The following is a 15461-nucleotide window of genomic DNA, read 5'->3' as shown; positions in this document are numbered from 1 at the left end:
AGATATTCAATAACTGGAGGGTATGCTCATGAACAGCAATATGTATTCACTGAACAATTTCGATTTCCTGGCCCGGAGTTTTGCCAGAATGCAGGCTGAGGGCCGACCCGTTGATATCCAGGCTGTCACTGGAAATATGGATGAGGAACATCGCAGCTGGTTTTGCAAACGCTATGCACTTTACTGCCAGCAGGCAACAGAGGCGAAAAAATTAGAACTGGAACACTGACATACTAACGGGCCTTACGGCCCGTTGTCGTTTTTATACTTGTGGATCGACTGGCGGGATTGCGGGCGCAGGCTTAACTTCAGCCGTTTTCTCACGCGCTTCAAGCTCCGTCAGGCGTTGCTCAAGCAACGCCAGTTTTTCACGGGTACGCAGTAAAACCTGGGTTTGTACGTCAAACTCTTCGCGGCTTACCAGATCCAGACGTGTCAGCTGCGACTGCAGCGTTTGGCGAATTTTCTTCTCAACGTCTTCGCCAAACTCCCGGATCCCTTTCGGCATCGACTCGTGAACCTGACGAGCAATCTGCTCAATTTTTTTCGGGTCAATCATTATGGTTTCCCTGAACTGGTACGTGTTGCTGCCTATTGTAGTGCGAACTGCCCCAGGCATAAACCAGAATTGTGTGAAGCTAAGTCGAGTAAAGGCGTTGATGAAGGTAATCAATAGCGTTATAGTTAACCCGCTTATTCTCAGGGCGGGGCGAAATTCCCCACCGGCGGTAAATCAACGAATGTTGAAAGCCCGCGAGCGCTTTTTGTTACGGCAAAAAGGTCAGCAGATCCGGTGTAATTCCGGGGCCGACGGTTAGAGTCCGGATGGGAGAGAGTAACGATCCAGTCGGGCATGGACCCGCTCACGTTATTTTTTTGCCGCTTTGACGGCACTCCTAAGACTGCCCTGATTCTGGTAACCATAATTTTAGTGAGGTTTTTTTACCATGAATCAGACGCTACTTTCCTCTTTTGGTACGCCTTTCGAACGTGTTGAACATGCGCTTGCTGCGCTGCGTGAAGGACGCGGTGTGATGGTGCTTGACGATGAAGACCGTGAAAACGAAGGTGATATGATTTTCCCGGCAGAAACCATGACTGTTGAACAGATGGCGCTAACCATCCGTCACGGTAGCGGTATTGTTTGCCTGTGCATCACTGAAGACCGACGCAAACAGCTCGATCTGCCGATGATGGTGGAAAATAACACCAGCGCTTACGGTACGGGTTTTACCGTGACCATTGAAGCGGCAGAAGGTGTGACTACCGGTGTTTCCGCAGCAGACCGTGTCACGACCGTTCGCGCGGCGATTAAAGATGGCGCTAAACCTTCCGATCTGAACCGCCCGGGCCACGTTTTCCCGCTGCGTGCTCAGGCTGGTGGCGTGTTAACTCGCGGTGGCCACACCGAAGCCACCATCGATCTGGTGACGCTGGCGGGTTTTAAACCGGCTGGTGTGCTGTGCGAATTGACTAATGATGATGGCACCATGGCGCGCGCGCCGGAGTGCATTGCATTTGCCGGCAAGCACAATATGGCTGTAGTCACTATCGAAGATTTAGTGGCTTACCGTCAGGCGCACGAGCGCAAAGCCAGCTAATAGCGTATTCCCACGCTTGTTGTGGTAGAAAAAAACCGAAGTCAGTTTTCTGGCTTCGGTTTTTTGTTGTTATGGCCGGAGAATTTAGCTTTAGTTAGATAGGATGCTCTGGTACTACGTATCAACACTAAATAATAGTTATTAATATATTTTTCTTATGCTGATGCGCTGTCATAATTAAATGGTATAGCCCGTAAATGTTTAAATATCCTACTCTGCGAGAAAATTATTAATTATCAGTGGGTAACATTTTTATTATTATGTGAATGACAATGAGGGACGTTGTTCTGGATAATGAGTTTTTATTTAGTCGTGTAAATGTGATGATATTGTTTCCTTTTTAATGCAGGTTTTTCGATTAGCGTTATCCGTTACGTTATATGATCGAAATCATATATTTGTTTTCATGTTATGCCACTATAGAGGTAGGTCAGAATATAGTTATGTAAAATTTTAACGTTAAATGTTTAATGATGTTAAATTTTAAGGGTAAAAGAATGTTTATTGCCTGGTATTGGATTGTATTAATTGCACTCGTTGCTATCGGTTATTATTGCCATATGAAACGTTATTGCAGAGCGTTCCGGCAAGACAGAGATGCATTACTTGAGGCGCGCAACAAACTGTTTCGCCATACGGGCGAAGGTGGTACCACCGTCAAGGACCACGAATAGCAGCCCTGCCACCATGAATGAGGCGGATGTTCTGAGTCACAGAGCAGCATCCGCCATCGGCTTCACCCGATGCCCATAGATTGTAGGATAACCAGGCTGAGGCCCATTACCGACATTCCACACAGTACCCCATAGCTGGGATTATTATTGGGGTCGATCTCTTTTGCCAGCGGCATCAGCTCATCAACGGATAATGCGACCATAATTCCGGCGACCGCGGCCATAATTGCCGCCATTACCACGGGCGAAATCAAACTGCCCAGAATTAACCATGCCAGTACCCCACCTAATATTTCCGCCATTCCTGAGATCCCTGCCCAGAATATAGCGGTACGTTTGGAACCTGTGGCAGCATAAACGGGCCCGGCAACGGCTAAACCTTCAGGTATATTATGTAATGCAACGGCCAGTGCGATACCAAAACCCAACTCCAGGTTGCTGCTGGCAGTAACAAAAGTCGCGATCCCTTCCGGAAAGTTGTGCAGGCTGATACCCAGCGTTAATAAAATCGCAGTACGCTTAATGGAACCGGGTAACGGCTGTGTGGTTTTTTGGACTAAATCCTGAGGGTGAGCGTGCGGCAGCAAACGATCCAGGCCAAAGTAGCCCAACAAACCAACGATAAACATCCCGTAACCCAGCACCGGCGACATTCCCTCTGCTGCCAGTGCGGCTGGCAACATTTCCATCAGGGAAATCAGCAGCATGATACCTGCGGCAAAACCCAGAGAAAACGCGAGAACGCGGTTAGAGGGTTTTTGTCCCAGCACGCCAAGAAATGCACCGATAAATGTGGCGGCGCCTGCCAGTAAGGTCAGAAGTAAAGGTACTGACATCGACAAATAAAACTCCTTATCAATCTGCTGTTCGGGGCGGATCGTCAAAATAACTGATGATCTTCATCATGGTTATCTGAGTTCTTCATCAACCGAAAAAGCGTATTGTGGTGATATCAAAATGACTCCCTCAGTAAGGATATCATCATGTCTTCAACTCGTATGCCAGCATTGTTTTTGGGACACGGCAGCCCAATGAATGTTCTGGAAGATAACGTTTATACCCGCGCCTGGCAGCAACTGGGGGAAACGTTGCCACGCCCGAAAGCGATTGTTGTGGTCTCGGCACATTGGTTCACTCGTGGGACAGGTGTGACGGCGATGGAAGCACCAAAAACGATCCACGATTTTGGTGGTTTCCCGCAAGCACTGTATGACACGCATTATCCGGCCCCTGGGTCTCCTGAACTGGCTCAGCATCTGGTGGATCTGCTTTCTCCAGTGCCAGTCACGTTGGATAAAGAGGCGTGGGGATTTGACCACGGCTCATGGGGCGTGCTGATCAAGATGTACCCGAACGCGGATATCCCGATGGTGCAGTTGAGTGTCGATAGCACTAAACCTGCGGCCTGGCATTTTGAAATAGGCCGTAAGCTGGCAGCATTGCGCGATGAAGGCATTATGCTGGTGGCCAGCGGCAACGTGGTGCATAACCTGCGTACAGCACGCTGGCACGGTGAGAATACACCATACCCGTGGGCGACCTCATTCAATGATTATGTGAAAGCCAACCTGACCTGGCAGGGACCGGTTGAACAGCATCCGCTGGTGAATTATCTCGAGCATGAAGGCGGATCGTTGTCGAACCCAACACCGGATCACTTCCTGCCGCTGCTGTATGTTTTAGGCGCATGGGATGGTAAAGAACCTGTAACAATCCCGGTCGATGGCATTGAGATGGGTAGCCTGAGTATGTTGTCGGTGCAGGTGGGGTAGTATTTTACCGGATGGTATCGAACGTAGGCCCGGTCAGCGTGAGCGCCACCGGGCACAACAGATTTATTCGACAAAAATATGCGGATAGAAGCGTGAGAGATCCTGGGTGATCAACGCTCTGTCTTCACGAATGCCGATCCCGGCAGGTTGATCGTTAATCAGCCAGCTGCCGATCAGCATATAGCTGTCGCCAAATTTTGGTAGCTGATGGAACTGCTGTACGATCATACCTTCTTCACCGTATGGCCCTTCCACGGCTTCGATCGTTTTACCGTTTTCAATGATGGAAACGTTAGCCCCTTCACGCGAGAAGATCGGTTTCACGACAAATTTATCCATCTGCGGATAGTCGTCTTCGGCGAAATATGCCGGTAGCAGATTCGGGTGATCCGGGAACATTTCCCACAGCAGCGGCAGCAGTGCTTTGTTGGAGATAATGCTCTTCCATGCCGGTTCCAGCCAGCGAACGCCAGCGTCTTCCAGCTTGGTGGAGAACATTTCACGCAGCATAAACTCCCACGGATACAGCTTGAACAGGTTGGCGATCACCTGGTCCTGCATGTCCGTGAACTGACCTTTTTCACCGAGCCCGATATCTTCGACATAGAGAAATTCAGTGGCAATTTCAGCCTCAGCCGCGCAATCCTGCAAATACTGGATCGTTCCACGATCTTCGACCGTATCGCGACAGCAGGTCAGGTGCAGCAACTGAAAACCGTACTGCTCGCGCAGCTCAGTGAAACGTTCGATCAGTTTTTCCTGCAGGCTGTTGAACTGATCGCTGCCTTCCGGCAGGTTGCCCGCATTAAGCTGATCTTCCAGCCAGATCCACTGGAAAAAAGCAGCTTCATACAATGAGGTTGGCGTATCTGCGTTGTTTTCCAGCAGCTTGGGTTCACCCGTGCCATCCCACGCCAGATCGAGACGGGAGTAAAGCGACGGCTGCTGTGTCTGCCAGGACTGGCGAACAAAGCCCCAGGTATGTTTTGGAATGCGAAACTTGGTCATCAGCTCATCGCTGTTGATGACTCTTTCCACCACTTTGAGGCACATCTGATGCAGCTCTGCGGTGACCTCTTCCAGTTTTTCAACCTGGGCCAGCGTGAGCTTGTAGTAGGCATCTTCACACCAGTACGGCTCGCCGTACATGGTGTGAAAGTTGAAACCGTATTCGGTAGCTTTGTCGCGCCAGTCCGGGCGCTCAACAATACTGACTCTTTCCATAGGGATCAGCCACCCATCGAACGTGTCGTGGTGCCGCTGGCGCTACGTTGCATGGTGCTCTGTTTTGCCACCGACTCACCAAATCCACCGCGCGTAACGGTAGACGTTGTGGCAGGTTTTGGTGCCATCGCGGTTTTCGGAACGGTCATGGTGCGGCCCGGTGTGGCGGCACCATAGTTTTTACCGCCGGCATCAGTGTATTTGCCATATGCCGGGCTTGCCGGATTTTTCGAGCTGAACAGCGGTTGTTGCGCGCCCATGCCGCCGCCCATCATCCGACCCATCATGTAACCCGCCATCAGCGGCATCCAGAAGCTGCCACTGCTTTGATTCTGCGCTTGAGCCTGGCCTTCGCCCGTAGGTGCCATTCCTGCCTGGGCAGGTGCCTGCTGGCACTGACCTTCACCGAACTCGGCAATACAGTCTTCGCGCGTGGCGTATTTTGGCGCCGTGCGTTCAGCTTCTTTCAGTGCGTTGTTGAATGCGGTAGTACATTCAGCGCTTTTACCCGGATTCGCCGCGGAGCAGTCGTCCGCATTCTGGTAAAGCGAAACTGTTTCGTCAGTTTTTTCACAGCCTGCCAGCATAAAAACAGCGGTCACAGCCAGTGCGACAGGAGTCAGATGGCGTGCGCTCCAGCTTTTGCGGAACGACGCGTGATGTATAGATTTTGTCCGTTTCATTTATGTCTTCCAGGACCCAGTGGTAAATACTGCTCAGAATAGAGGATGGCTGGTCGAAATTGAAGCGGGAAGAGGCGAGAATGCGGGAGAAGGGGCGGATCTTTACGTTGTCTTACGTTCAGACGGGGCCGAAGCCCCGTCATCAACATCAATTACGGAACGGGTTGTTGCCGTTACTGCTGCTGGTTGTACGTGCTGCTGCCGGTTTGACCGCCGGTGCCGCACTGTTCGCGGTATATCCGTCTGCCGCGGCGTCTTGCTGGGTGTTTTCCGGCGCAACGGCGTCAGGTGCGGTGGAAATAGGTTTGCCCAGCGTATTGTTCAGCGCCACCAGATCCTGCTCGTTAAGCGTACCGAGCGCAGACTTGATGTTTAACTGGTTGATAAGATAAGTATAACGCGCATTTGCCAACTGCTGCTTAGCGTTGTACAGCGTGGTGGTGGCATCCAACACGTCCACGATGGTACGTGTACCGACAGAATAACCCGCTTCCATCGCGTCCAGGGAGCTTTGCGCAGAGACAACGGCTTGTTTGTACGCATTAATGCTACTGATAGACGCATTAATGTTGTTGAATGACGAACGAACGGTCTGCACTACGCTGCGGTGCGCGCTTTCCAGTTGCTCGCTGGCACCAACAAAGTTGTACTGCGCTTGTTTAACCTGCGAGTTAACCATCCCGCCCTGGTACAGCGGCAGCGAGAAGTTCAGACCAATTTTGTTCTGGCCCTGGTTGCTGTCGTCATACTGAGAGGTGTTAGTTTTAGAACCACTGTAAGAGGTATCAGATACACCGGTAGAGGCGGTTAAACCCAGCGTCGGCAGATGACCATCCTGCGCCAGACGAATTTGCTCACGCGCCAGATCCTGACTTAAACGTGCCTGCAATAACGTCAGGTTGCGGTTTTCTGCTTCTTTCAGCAGTGAATTCACCGCCTGCGGTTTGTTGGTTTTAAAACCATCAACATTGAGCGAGGCCAGTTCCGGGTAGTAATTGCCGGTGACCTGACGCAGTTGTTCAACGGCGTTGTCCAGGTTGTTACGCGCGGTAACTTCGTTCGCCAACACGGTATCGTACTGTGAACGGGCGTTCTGTACGTCAGTAATGGCAACCAGGCCAACGTTAAAACGCTGGGTCGTCTGATCTAACTGACGATAAACGGCGTCTTTTTGTGCCTGGGTATAAGAGAGCACGTCAATCGCGTTCAATACGTTAAAATAGGCCGTGGCGGTATTCAGGATCAGCGTTTGCTGATCGGTCTGATAAGTCACATCCTGGATGCCTGCTGATTTTTCTTGCAGCGTCAGGGCACGCCATTTTGACATATCGAACAGAGTCTGAGTCAGGCTTAACGAAGCACTGGTCGCGTTGGAGTTGACGCCATTGGCATCACGAAAACCATTGCTGTAGGTGTAATCGGCACCTAAGCCCAGTTGCGGCAGTAAAGGACTACGCGCTTCGTTAATTTTTTCGAATGCAGCATCGCGATCGGCGGCGGATTTACGCAATCCCGGGTTGCTCAGGCGTGCTTGCTGATAAACCTGCATCAGGTTTTCTGCCTGGCTCAGAGTACTGAACCCCGACAGGCTCAGGCCGATAAGGATGGGGAGCAATTTCTTCATTTGCATTCCTTGTTGTGAAGCAGTATTTAGCGCTGATCAAATTGTAAAAATAATTGCTGATTCTAGCAGAATCCGCCACTTCAAAAAGTTGGCGTTACGTGCCATACGGCGTTAATTTGCATCAATTTAACACAAGGGCGCTCAAACAGCAGTCAAACGACCTTGAAATTCACACTTTAATCACTATTGGTTCCAGGACAGCACAATGCGTAAACCAGACAACTTGCCAATGACATTCACTAAAAATGATGTAGAAATTATTGCACGAGAAACACTATACCGCGGTTTTTTTTCACTGGATCTTTATCGCTTCCGTCATCGCCTGTTTAACGGTGGTATGAGCGGTGAAGTGAAGCGTGAAATTTTTGAGCGCGGACACGCGGCAGTCTTGCTACCCTTTGACCCTGAGCGGGATGAAGTTGTGCTGGTTGAACAGATCCGTATCGCGGCCTATGACACCAGCGAAACGCCGTATCTGCTGGAAATGGTAGCCGGAATGATTGAAGAAGGTGAAACCGTTGAAGATGTGGCCCGCCGTGAAGCAATGGAAGAAGCCGGACTGGATGTGAAGCGGACTAAGCCCGTGCTGAGCTATCTGGCAAGTCCGGGGGGCACCAGTGAGCGCCTGTCTATTTTGGTAGGTGAAGTGGACGCTTCGACCGCAAATGGTATCCACGGTCTGGCGGATGAAAACGAAGATATTCGTGTTCATGTGGTGAGTCGGGAACAGGCTTATCAATGGGTAGAAGAGGGGATAATCGACAACGCGGCTTCTGTCATCGCCTTGCAATGGTTACAGCTGCACTATCAAGAGTTAAAAACTGAGTGGAAAAAATGAAGCGTTACACACCTGACTTCCCTGAAATGATGCGCCTGTGCTAAACCAATTTTTCGCAGTTGCGCCGCCTGTTGCCACGCAATGATGCAGCCGGTGAAACAGTGAGCTATCAGGTTGCAAACGCACAATATCGATTAACGATTGTTGAATCGACCCGATACACTACGCTTGTCGCGATTGAACAAACGGCACCAGCGGTTACCTACTGGAGCCTGCCGTCGCTGACTGTGCGCCTGTATCATGATGCGAGGGTGGCTGAAGTGTGTTCAAGTCAGCAGATCTTTCGCTTCAAAGCGCGGTATGATTATCCAAATAAAAAGTTGCATCAACGCGACGAAAAGCATCAAATTAATCAGTTTTTGGCCGACTGGTTACGGTACTGTTTAGCACATGGAGCGATGGCGATTCCGGTTTATTAGCGTCGTGAAACCTAAGGACACCATTTGGAAAGCCTGTTAACCCTTCCTTTGGCTGGTGAGGCCAGAGTCAGGATCTTACAAATTACAGACACTCACCTGTTTGCCGAAAAGCATGAAACCTTACTGGGTGTGAACACCTGGGATAGCTACCAGTGCGTACTGGATGCAATACATGCAGAGTCGCCAGAGTACGATCTCATCGTCGCGACTGGGGATTTGGCGCAGGATCAATCCGCTGCGGCTTATCAGCATTTTGCTGAGGGCATCGCAAGTTTTCGTGCGCCCTGCGTTTGGTTACCCGGTAATCACGATTTTCAGCCAGCGATGTACAGCGCGCTTCAGGATGCGGGTATTTCCCCCGCCAAACGCATCTTCATCGGTGAACAGTGGCAAATTTTGTTGCTGGACAGCCAGGTTTTTGGCGTCCCTCACGGTGAGTTAAGCGAATTTCAGCTTGAATGGCTGGAGCGTAAACTTGCTGATGCGCCTGAACGTAATACGTTGCTGCTTCTGCATCATCATCCTTTGCCTGCGGGCTGCAGTTGGCTCGATCAACACAGTCTGCGTAATGCGGCGGAGCTCGACAACGTGCTGGTGAACTATCCGCGCGTGAAGTATCTGCTCTGTGGGCATATTCACCAGGAGCTGGATCTCGACTGGAACGGCCGCCGACTGCTGGCGACGCCATCAACATGCGTGCAATTTAAGCCGCATTGCGCCAATTTCACGTTAGATACGATAAGCCCCGGCTGGCGTACGCTGGAACTCTTTGCAGACGGTACGTTACAGACCCAGGTGTGTCGTCTACAGGGAAATCGGTTTCACCCTGATACCGCTTCAGAAGGCTACTGATGTCTACGCTTCTCTATCTTCATGGATTCAATAGTTCTCCTCGTTCGGCGAAGGCATGTCTGCTAAAAAACTGGCTGGCGGAGCACCATCCGCACGTTGAGATGATTGTACCGCAGCTACCTCCGTATCCAGCCCAGGCGGCAGAGATGCTGGAGTCAATTATCCTTGAGCATGGCGGCGAGTCGCTGGGGATTGTCGGCTCCTCATTAGGAGGCTACTACGCCACCTGGCTGTCGCAATGTTTTATGCTGCCAGCGGTGGTCGTGAACCCTGCCGTGCGGCCTTACGAACTGCTGGTCGACTATCTCGGTCAAAACGAGAACCCCTACACGGGGCAGCAATATGTGCTAGAGTCACGCCATATTTACGATCTTAAAGTCATGCAGATTGACCCGCTGGAAGCGCCGGATTTGATTTGGCTGCTTCAACAAACGGGCGATGAAGTGTTGGACTACCGCCAGGCGGTGGCGTATTACGCCTCCTGCCGTCAGACAGTTATTGAGGGCGGAAACCACGCATTCACGGGCTTCGAAGATTATTTCAACCCGATTGTCGATTTCCTTGGACTGCACAGTTTCTGACGATCAATTCGAATTGCTAATTTAAACCATGACGCAAACTTATAACGCTGATGCCATTGAGGTACTCACTGGGCTTGAGCCGGTACGCCGTCGCCCTGGGATGTACACTGACACGACCCGTCCTAATCACCTTGGACAGGAAGTGATTGATAACAGTGTGGATGAAGCACTGGCTGGCCACGCGAAACGCGTGGATGTGATCTTACATGCCGATCAATCGCTGGAAGTCATTGACGACGGACGCGGTATGCCGGTGGATATTCACCCAGAAGAAGGCGTTCCGGCGGTCGAGCTGATCCTCTGTCGCCTGCATGCAGGCGGTAAGTTTTCTAATAAGAACTACCAGTTTTCAGGCGGTTTACACGGGGTGGGTATCTCCGTGGTCAACGCGCTTTCAAAACGTGTAGAAGTGAACGTGCGTCGCGATGGTCAGGTGTACAACATCGCGTTTGAAAACGGTGACAAAGTGCAGGATCTGCAGGTGGTCGGTACTTGCGGTAAACGAAATACCGGTACCAGCGTGCACTTTTGGCCGGATGAAACCTTCTTTGACAGCCCACGCTTCTCTGTTTCTCGCTTAACGCACGTACTGAAAGCGAAAGCGGTACTGTGCCCGGGCGTCGAAATCACCTTTAAAGATGAAGTTAACAATAGCGAGCAGCGCTGGTGCTATCAGGACGGTCTGAATGACTACCTGAGCGAAGCCGTCAACGGCCTGCCAACGCTGCCGGAAAAACCGTTTATCGGTAACTTCAGTGGTGAGACTGAGACTGTAGACTGGGCATTGCTGTGGCTGCCGGAAGGCGGTGAGTTGCTGACTGAAAGTTATGTCAACCTGATCCCTACTATGCAGGGCGGTACGCATGTTAACGGCCTGCGTCAGGGACTGCTGGACGCGATGCGCGAATTCTGCGAGTACCGTAATATTCTGCCGCGCGGCGTGAAGCTGTCAGCAGAAGATATCTGGGATCGTTGCGCCTATGTGCTGTCGGTAAAAATGCAGGATCCACAGTTTGCCGGACAGACCAAAGAGCGTCTTTCTTCACGTCAGTGTGCGGCATTCGTTTCTGGCGTAGTGAAAGATGCCTTCAGCCTGTGGCTGAACCAGAACGTGCAGTCAGCCGAGCAACTGGCGGAAATGGCGATTTCCAGCGCGCAGCGTCGTTTGCGTGCGGCGAAAAAAGTAGTACGCAAAAAGCTGACCAGCGGTCCGGCGCTACCGGGGAAACTGGCGGACTGTACCGCACAGGATCTCAACCGCACCGAACTGTTCCTCGTTGAAGGTGACTCGGCGGGCGGGTCGGCCAAGCAGGCGCGCGATCGTGAATTCCAGGCGATCATGCCGCTGAAAGGTAAGATCCTCAATACCTGGGAAGTCTCTTCTGATGAAGTGTTAGCCTCGCAGGAAGTTCACGATATTTCGGTAGCGATCGGTATCGATCCAGACAGCGATGATCTGAGCCAACTGCGCTATGGCAAGATCTGTATTCTGGCGGATGCGGACTCCGATGGTCTGCACATCGCGACGCTGTTGTGTGCGCTGTTTGTGAAACACTTCCGTACGCTGGTGAAACACGGTCACGTCTATGTGGCGCTGCCTCCGTTGTACCGTATCGATCTCGGTAAAGAGGTGTATTACGCACTGACAGAAGAAGAAAAAGCGGGCGTGTTGGAGCAGTTAAAGCGCAAGAAAGGGAAACCGAACGTACAACGCTTTAAAGGTCTGGGTGAAATGAACCCGATGCAACTACGTGAAACGACGCTGGACCCTAATACGCGTCGTCTGGTACAGCTCATCATTGATGATGAGGACGATCAGCGTACGAATGCGGTGATGGATATGCTGCTGGCCAAGAAACGTTCAGAGGATCGTCGCAACTGGCTGCAGGAGAAAGGTGACCTGGCGGATCTCGAAGGGTAATTGCATGTAGAAAAGCCGGAAAGGGGCGTAAAATGCCTTATCCGGCTCTCATCTGACGAAGCGATTATATGCCGGATAGCAAAGCGTCACCCGGCAAATCGACAATCTTAAATGCCCGATTCCAGAATACGAATATTCATGTCCAGCACGTCACCTTTAACGGCTTCGCTGTAGGCTTTCATATGCGGGGTCTGCAAATGCGCTTCAAGATGCGCGATGCTTTCCCACTGTTCAACCATCACGATTGAGTCTGGTGCTGTGGTCTGAAAACTCACACCCGCAGCATGATCCACCATCGGCGCATAGCCGTGGCAGCCTTCTTCCTTCAGTACGGTCGGAACGATTTTAGCAAACTGATCCAGTACCGCCTGGCGGTGATGTTGACCTGGACGTGTACGGATTTCTGCAATAACAGTAAGCATGATTAACTCCTTCTAATTCCAGGTACCTAGTTAACCAAAAATCTCGGTCAGATGCTTGCGATATTCTGCGATATAACGCGGAACATCTGGCATTTTAATCACGTCATTGGTGATAAACGTCGGCAGTGCTTCCATTCCCAGGAACTGATTTGCTTTATGGAACGGCAGATACACACCATCAACGCCAACACCATGGAAGAATTGGTCTTTTTCAGTGAAGGCTTCCATTGGCGCGTTCCAGGTCAGGGACAGCATGTATTTTTTGCCCTGAATCAGCCCGCCGGAACCGTATTTTTTAGAGGCATCTGAACGCGTACGACCATCGCTGGCATACAGCGTACCGTGACCTTCGGTAAACACATCATCGATATATTTTTTCACCGTCCACGGTGCACCCATCCACCAGCCCGGCATTTGCCAGATAACCACATCAGCCCAGACGAAGTTCTGCACTTCAGTTTTAATGTCGTAATCGCCATCTGCACGCACGATTTTAACATCATGCCCGAGGTCGCGCAGGAGGCCATCCGCGACCTCGGTCAGGGTGTCGTTTAACTGACCGTTGGAGTGAGCGAATTTTTTCGCACCATTGATAATCAGAATGTTGCTCATTTTGTGTCCTCAAGGAAATACGTTTGAGGACGATTTTACCCCCACGGGCGGTGCGGTGAAATTAGCAAAATGTGCAAAGTCTTTTGCATTATTAGCAATAATGAGGTCTTTACCAGCTGATTTTTGCCTCAAAACCGCCTTCCGGAGCATTACCAAAGGAGGCAGACATCCCGTGTAAGGTCGCGATACGACGAACGATCGACAGGCCCAGACCACTGCCGGTAACGCTTTGTCCCGGTGGACGATAAAAGCGTTCACCAATGTGTGTCAGGACTTCCGGTGCAACGCCCGGGCCGTTGTCTTTGACGCTAAAATTACGGGCGTTGAGCGTCACTTCCACAATGCTGCCCTGCGGACTGTAGCGAATCGCATTATCCAGCAGATTCCGCACCATCAGGCTAAGTAACAAGGGTTGTCCCATACGCTTGATATCGTGGGCGTTAATCTGCAAACGCACATCAATATGCGCCTGTCGGGCCGAATGGTAGATATCCATCACCGAAGATTGCAGCAACTCCTCCAGCGAGATTTCCGCTACATCCTGAAGGTTGTCGAGGGAGTCAAGGCGCGAAAGCGTCAGTAACTGATCGACCAGACGTGTAGCGCGATCGATCCCGGCCTGCATCTGCATTAAGGCTTTTTGCCTTGCCTGAGGATCATCGTCAGACAGTTGCGCCACTTCGGTTTGCACTTTCAGCGCCGTCAGCGGACTACGCAGCTCGTGAGCAGCATCTGAAGTAAAGCGCCGTTCACGCACCATGGTGGTATGAATACGAGTGAAAAGTTGATTGAGTGATTCAACCAACGGGCGGACCTCGCCAGGAATGCCTTTCAAACTGAGCGGTTCTTCTGATTCCGGGTCGCGTAAACGTAGCGCCTTCGCCAGTTTTTTCAGTGGTTTAAGTTCAAGACTTAACAACACAATCAGGATTAACAGCATCAGCGGCAAAGCGACCAACCACGGCACTAATTGTGCTGTCACAATCGCTAAAGCCATATCTTCACGATATTCCCATTCCTGGCCGACAACGATTCGATACTTTTTATCTGCGGAAGTCAGCCAGACAAAACGCCATTTATCGTTGTCGCCATTCAGATAGCCATCGTCAAAACCTTCCCGGCGATAGCTATAGGGAATGTACTGACCATTGTCGCCATCGTGAAGAACCATTTTCCCTTCTGGCGTGTAGGCCGCAAAGGTTAGAACATCGTCGTCAATATGACCATGTTTGAATTTTTTCGGGGTATGCGCTATGCGTTCAGAGGCTTTTAGTTCATCGAGATCCAGCGTGATAAGGCGTTTGGCGAACAGCATCTGTTGCGTGTCGAACATCTCATTCACGTTATCGGTCGTTTGCTTCCAGGCGACAAAGCTGGAAATCAGCCAGGTCACTAAAACCAAAATCATGAATATAAGCGTTAGCCTGACGCGCAGGCTGAGGCGTTGTGTGAGTTTCATGCGTCACCCAGGGTGTAGCCAATGCCATGTACAGTGCGGATAAAGTCGCTGCCGAGCTTACGGCGTAAGTGGTGGACGTGCACTTCAACAGCGTTGCTGGAGACGTTTTCATCCCAGTTATACAGTTTTTCTTCGATCAGTTTGCGGGGCAGCACGCGGCCTTTATTACGCATCAGTAGTTCCAGTAGGGCGAACTCTTTGGGTTTGAGTGACAAAGGTTCACCTGCGACTGTCGCGACCAGCGCGCCGGGATCAAATGAGACCTGACCATGGCTCAGAATATTGCTGGCCTGACCGCTGGCGCGGCGTACCAATGCTTCCAGTCTGGCGGCAACCTCGATGAGTGCAAAGGGTTTGCACAGATAGTCATCCGCGCCCAGGCGCAGGCCTTCAACGCGTTCTGTCAGCGCATCCCGAGCCGTCAGAATCAGCACAGGCTCTTGCTTACCTTTTGCCCGCCATTCGCGCAGGATATCGCGCCCGTCGATGCCTGGTAGCGTCAGGTCAAGGATCACCGCATCATAAGGGGCGCTGTACAGCGCTTCTTTTCCCTGACGACCTTCGGTAAACCAGTCAATGCTGAAACCCATTTTACTCAGACCTGTTTTAAGGCCATCGCCAATCAACGTGTCATCTTCGATCAGTAAAATACGCATATGTTCTTCCCTGCGGTAACGCTCTTTGCCGACAGTAAACCTTGTGACAACGGTCTCTGTACAGCAAAAAAAGTATCTTTTTTTGCCTTAAGAACTTGTTAAGGATTAACTTATTAAATAGTC

The 15461-nt window shown here is 51.1% G+C and carries 17 protein-coding genes, 1 pseudogene and 1 riboswitch; of the genes and pseudogenes, 9 read left to right on the top strand and 9 right to left on the bottom strand.

Features of this window, described 5'->3' with window-relative positions; translation table 11 throughout:
• The first annotated feature begins 22 nt into the window (after positions 1 to 22).
• Complete coding sequence (gene glgS, locus QMN38_RS22345) at positions 23 to 229, top strand: cell surface composition regulator GlgS (RefSeq protein WP_137382553.1); 207 nt, start codon at positions 23 to 25, stop codon at positions 227 to 229.
• A 33-nt stretch (positions 230 to 262) separates the two neighbouring features.
• On the opposite strand, the gene ubiK is transcribed toward glgS, so the two are convergent.
• A complete protein-coding gene (ubiK, locus tag QMN38_RS22340) occupies positions 263 to 559 on the bottom strand; it encodes a ubiquinone biosynthesis accessory factor UbiK (RefSeq protein ID WP_202037734.1) in 297 nt (98 codons plus the stop codon).
• A 132-nt stretch (positions 560 to 691) separates the two neighbouring features.
• Positions 692 to 841, top strand: a riboswitch (FMN riboswitch).
• Between the two features lie 106 nt (positions 842 to 947).
• On the opposite strand from ubiK, the gene ribB reads away from it, so the two are divergent.
• Together ribB and QMN38_RS22330 are read left to right on the top strand one after the other, a co-directional pair.
• On the top strand, positions 948 to 1601 hold the full coding sequence (gene ribB, locus QMN38_RS22335) for a 3,4-dihydroxy-2-butanone-4-phosphate synthase (protein WP_137382554.1): 654 nt from the start codon (positions 948 to 950) through the stop codon (positions 1599 to 1601).
• 497 nt (positions 1602 to 2098) lie between these two features.
• Entirely contained in the window at positions 2099 to 2275 is a 177-nt protein-coding gene (locus QMN38_RS22330; protein ID WP_271442242.1) for a hypothetical protein, read from the top strand.
• 62 nt (positions 2276 to 2337) lie between these two features.
• On the opposite strand, the gene zupT is transcribed toward QMN38_RS22330, so the two are convergent.
• Positions 2338 to 3111, bottom strand: a complete 774-nt coding sequence (gene zupT, locus QMN38_RS22325; RefSeq protein WP_003024600.1) for a zinc transporter ZupT — start codon at positions 3109 to 3111, stop codon at positions 2338 to 2340.
• 147 nt (positions 3112 to 3258) lie between these two features.
• Here zupT and ygiD point away from each other — a divergent pair, with 147 nt between their 5' ends.
• Positions 3259 to 4047 (top strand): 4,5-DOPA-extradiol-dioxygenase, encoded by a 789-nt coding sequence (gene ygiD / locus QMN38_RS22320; protein ID WP_137382555.1) that lies wholly within the window; start codon positions 3259 to 3261, stop codon positions 4045 to 4047.
• A 63-nt stretch (positions 4048 to 4110) separates the two neighbouring features.
• Here the strand turns inward: ygiD and QMN38_RS22315 are convergent, their stop codons facing one another.
• The 3 genes from QMN38_RS22315 to tolC all read right to left on the bottom strand — a co-directional run bounded on the left by QMN38_RS22315 (position 4111) and on the right by tolC (position 7584).
• Positions 4111 to 5271: a glutathionylspermidine synthase family protein gene (locus QMN38_RS22315; protein WP_271449653.1), complete on the bottom strand. Its 1161-nt coding sequence runs from the start codon at positions 5269 to 5271 to the stop codon at positions 4111 to 4113.
• A gap of 5 nt (positions 5272 to 5276) precedes the next feature.
• On the bottom strand, positions 5277 to 5954 hold the full coding sequence (locus QMN38_RS22310; RefSeq protein WP_323606050.1) for a DUF1190 family protein: 678 nt from the start codon (positions 5952 to 5954) through the stop codon (positions 5277 to 5279).
• Between the two features lie 148 nt (positions 5955 to 6102).
• On the bottom strand, positions 6103 to 7584 hold the full coding sequence (gene tolC / locus QMN38_RS22305; protein WP_323606048.1) for an outer membrane channel protein TolC: 1482 nt from the start codon (positions 7582 to 7584) through the stop codon (positions 6103 to 6105).
• Between the two features lie 199 nt (positions 7585 to 7783).
• Here tolC and nudF point away from each other — a divergent pair, with 199 nt between their 5' ends.
• From nudF to parE, 5 genes and pseudogenes are all read left to right on the top strand, one after another.
• Complete coding sequence (nudF, locus tag QMN38_RS22300; RefSeq protein WP_040233966.1) at positions 7784 to 8416, top strand: ADP-ribose diphosphatase; 633 nt, start codon at positions 7784 to 7786, stop codon at positions 8414 to 8416.
• A pseudogene (locus QMN38_RS22295) lies at positions 8413 to 8835 on the top strand (DUF1249 family protein). Before nudF ends, QMN38_RS22295 begins: the two are co-directional and overlap by 4 nt.
• A gap of 24 nt (positions 8836 to 8859) precedes the next feature.
• Complete coding sequence (gene cpdA / locus QMN38_RS22290; RefSeq protein ID WP_271442239.1) at positions 8860 to 9687, top strand: 3',5'-cyclic-AMP phosphodiesterase; 828 nt, start codon at positions 8860 to 8862, stop codon at positions 9685 to 9687.
• The gene (gene yqiA, locus QMN38_RS22285; protein ID WP_003024575.1) at positions 9687 to 10268 is read left to right on the top strand and encodes an esterase YqiA; all 582 of its coding nucleotides are present in this window, start codon (positions 9687 to 9689) and stop codon (positions 10266 to 10268) included. Before cpdA ends, yqiA begins: the two co-directional genes overlap by 1 nt.
• A 28-nt stretch (positions 10269 to 10296) precedes the next feature.
• Positions 10297 to 12189, top strand: a complete 1893-nt coding sequence (gene parE, locus QMN38_RS22280; RefSeq protein ID WP_271454301.1) for a DNA topoisomerase IV subunit B — start codon at positions 10297 to 10299, stop codon at positions 12187 to 12189.
• Between the two features lie 107 nt (positions 12190 to 12296).
• On the opposite strand, the gene QMN38_RS22275 is transcribed toward parE, so the two are convergent.
• The 4 genes from QMN38_RS22275 to qseB form a co-directional block, all read right to left on the bottom strand.
• Positions 12297 to 12611 (bottom strand): putative quinol monooxygenase, encoded by a 315-nt coding sequence (locus QMN38_RS22275; RefSeq protein ID WP_003024557.1) that lies wholly within the window; start codon positions 12609 to 12611, stop codon positions 12297 to 12299.
• Positions 12612 to 12641: 30 nt separating this feature from the next.
• Positions 12642 to 13223 (bottom strand): NAD(P)H-dependent oxidoreductase, encoded by a 582-nt coding sequence (locus QMN38_RS22270; protein ID WP_271442236.1) that lies wholly within the window; start codon positions 13221 to 13223, stop codon positions 12642 to 12644.
• Between the two features lie 109 nt (positions 13224 to 13332).
• Positions 13333 to 14682: a quorum sensing histidine kinase QseC gene (gene qseC / locus QMN38_RS22265; RefSeq protein ID WP_271442235.1), complete on the bottom strand. Its 1350-nt coding sequence runs from the start codon at positions 14680 to 14682 to the stop codon at positions 13333 to 13335.
• Positions 14679 to 15338, bottom strand: a complete 660-nt coding sequence (gene qseB / locus QMN38_RS22260) for a quorum sensing response regulator transcription factor QseB (RefSeq protein ID WP_323606045.1) — start codon at positions 15336 to 15338, stop codon at positions 14679 to 14681. Before qseB ends, qseC begins: the two co-directional genes overlap by 4 nt.
• Between the last annotated feature and the right edge of the window lie 123 nt (positions 15339 to 15461).

Origin of the sequence: Citrobacter sp. R-1.5.2, assembly GCF_035064245.1 — a bacterium.
GTDB lineage: Bacteria > Pseudomonadota > Gammaproteobacteria > Enterobacterales > Enterobacteriaceae > Citrobacter.
This window is presented reverse-complemented; position numbering and strand designations above follow the sequence as displayed.

Coding starts and splice junctions, on each gene's coding strand:
- glgS (WP_137382553.1), top strand. CDS start 23: ATGCTCATGAACAGCAATATGTATTCACTGAACAATTTCGATTTCCTG.
- tolC (WP_323606048.1), bottom strand. CDS start 7,584: ATGCAAATGAAGAAATTGCTCCCCATCCTTATCGGCCTGAGCCTGTCG.
- QMN38_RS22330 (WP_271442242.1), top strand. CDS start 2,099: ATGTTTATTGCCTGGTATTGGATTGTATTAATTGCACTCGTTGCTATC.
- qseC (WP_271442235.1), bottom strand. CDS start 14,682: ATGAAACTCACACAACGCCTCAGCCTGCGCGTCAGGCTAACGCTTATA.
- QMN38_RS22275 (WP_003024557.1), bottom strand. CDS start 12,611: ATGCTTACTGTTATTGCAGAAATCCGTACACGTCCAGGTCAACATCAC.
- zupT (WP_003024600.1), bottom strand. CDS start 3,111: ATGTCAGTACCTTTACTTCTGACCTTACTGGCAGGCGCCGCCACATTT.
- nudF (WP_040233966.1), top strand. CDS start 7,784: ATGCGTAAACCAGACAACTTGCCAATGACATTCACTAAAAATGATGTA.
- QMN38_RS22315 (WP_271449653.1), bottom strand. CDS start 5,271: ATGGAAAGAGTCAGTATTGTTGAGCGCCCGGACTGGCGCGACAAAGCT.
- QMN38_RS22270 (WP_271442236.1), bottom strand. CDS start 13,223: ATGAGCAACATTCTGATTATCAATGGTGCGAAAAAATTCGCTCACTCC.
- ubiK (WP_202037734.1), bottom strand. CDS start 559: ATGATTGACCCGAAAAAAATTGAGCAGATTGCTCGTCAGGTTCACGAG.
- yqiA (WP_003024575.1), top strand. CDS start 9,687: ATGTCTACGCTTCTCTATCTTCATGGATTCAATAGTTCTCCTCGTTCG.
- QMN38_RS22310 (WP_323606050.1), bottom strand. CDS start 5,954: ATGAAACGGACAAAATCTATACATCACGCGTCGTTCCGCAAAAGCTGG.
- ribB (WP_137382554.1), top strand. CDS start 948: ATGAATCAGACGCTACTTTCCTCTTTTGGTACGCCTTTCGAACGTGTT.
- ygiD (WP_137382555.1), top strand. CDS start 3,259: ATGTCTTCAACTCGTATGCCAGCATTGTTTTTGGGACACGGCAGCCCA.
- parE (WP_271454301.1), top strand. CDS start 10,297: ATGACGCAAACTTATAACGCTGATGCCATTGAGGTACTCACTGGGCTT.
- qseB (WP_323606045.1), bottom strand. CDS start 15,338: ATGCGTATTTTACTGATCGAAGATGACACGTTGATTGGCGATGGCCTT.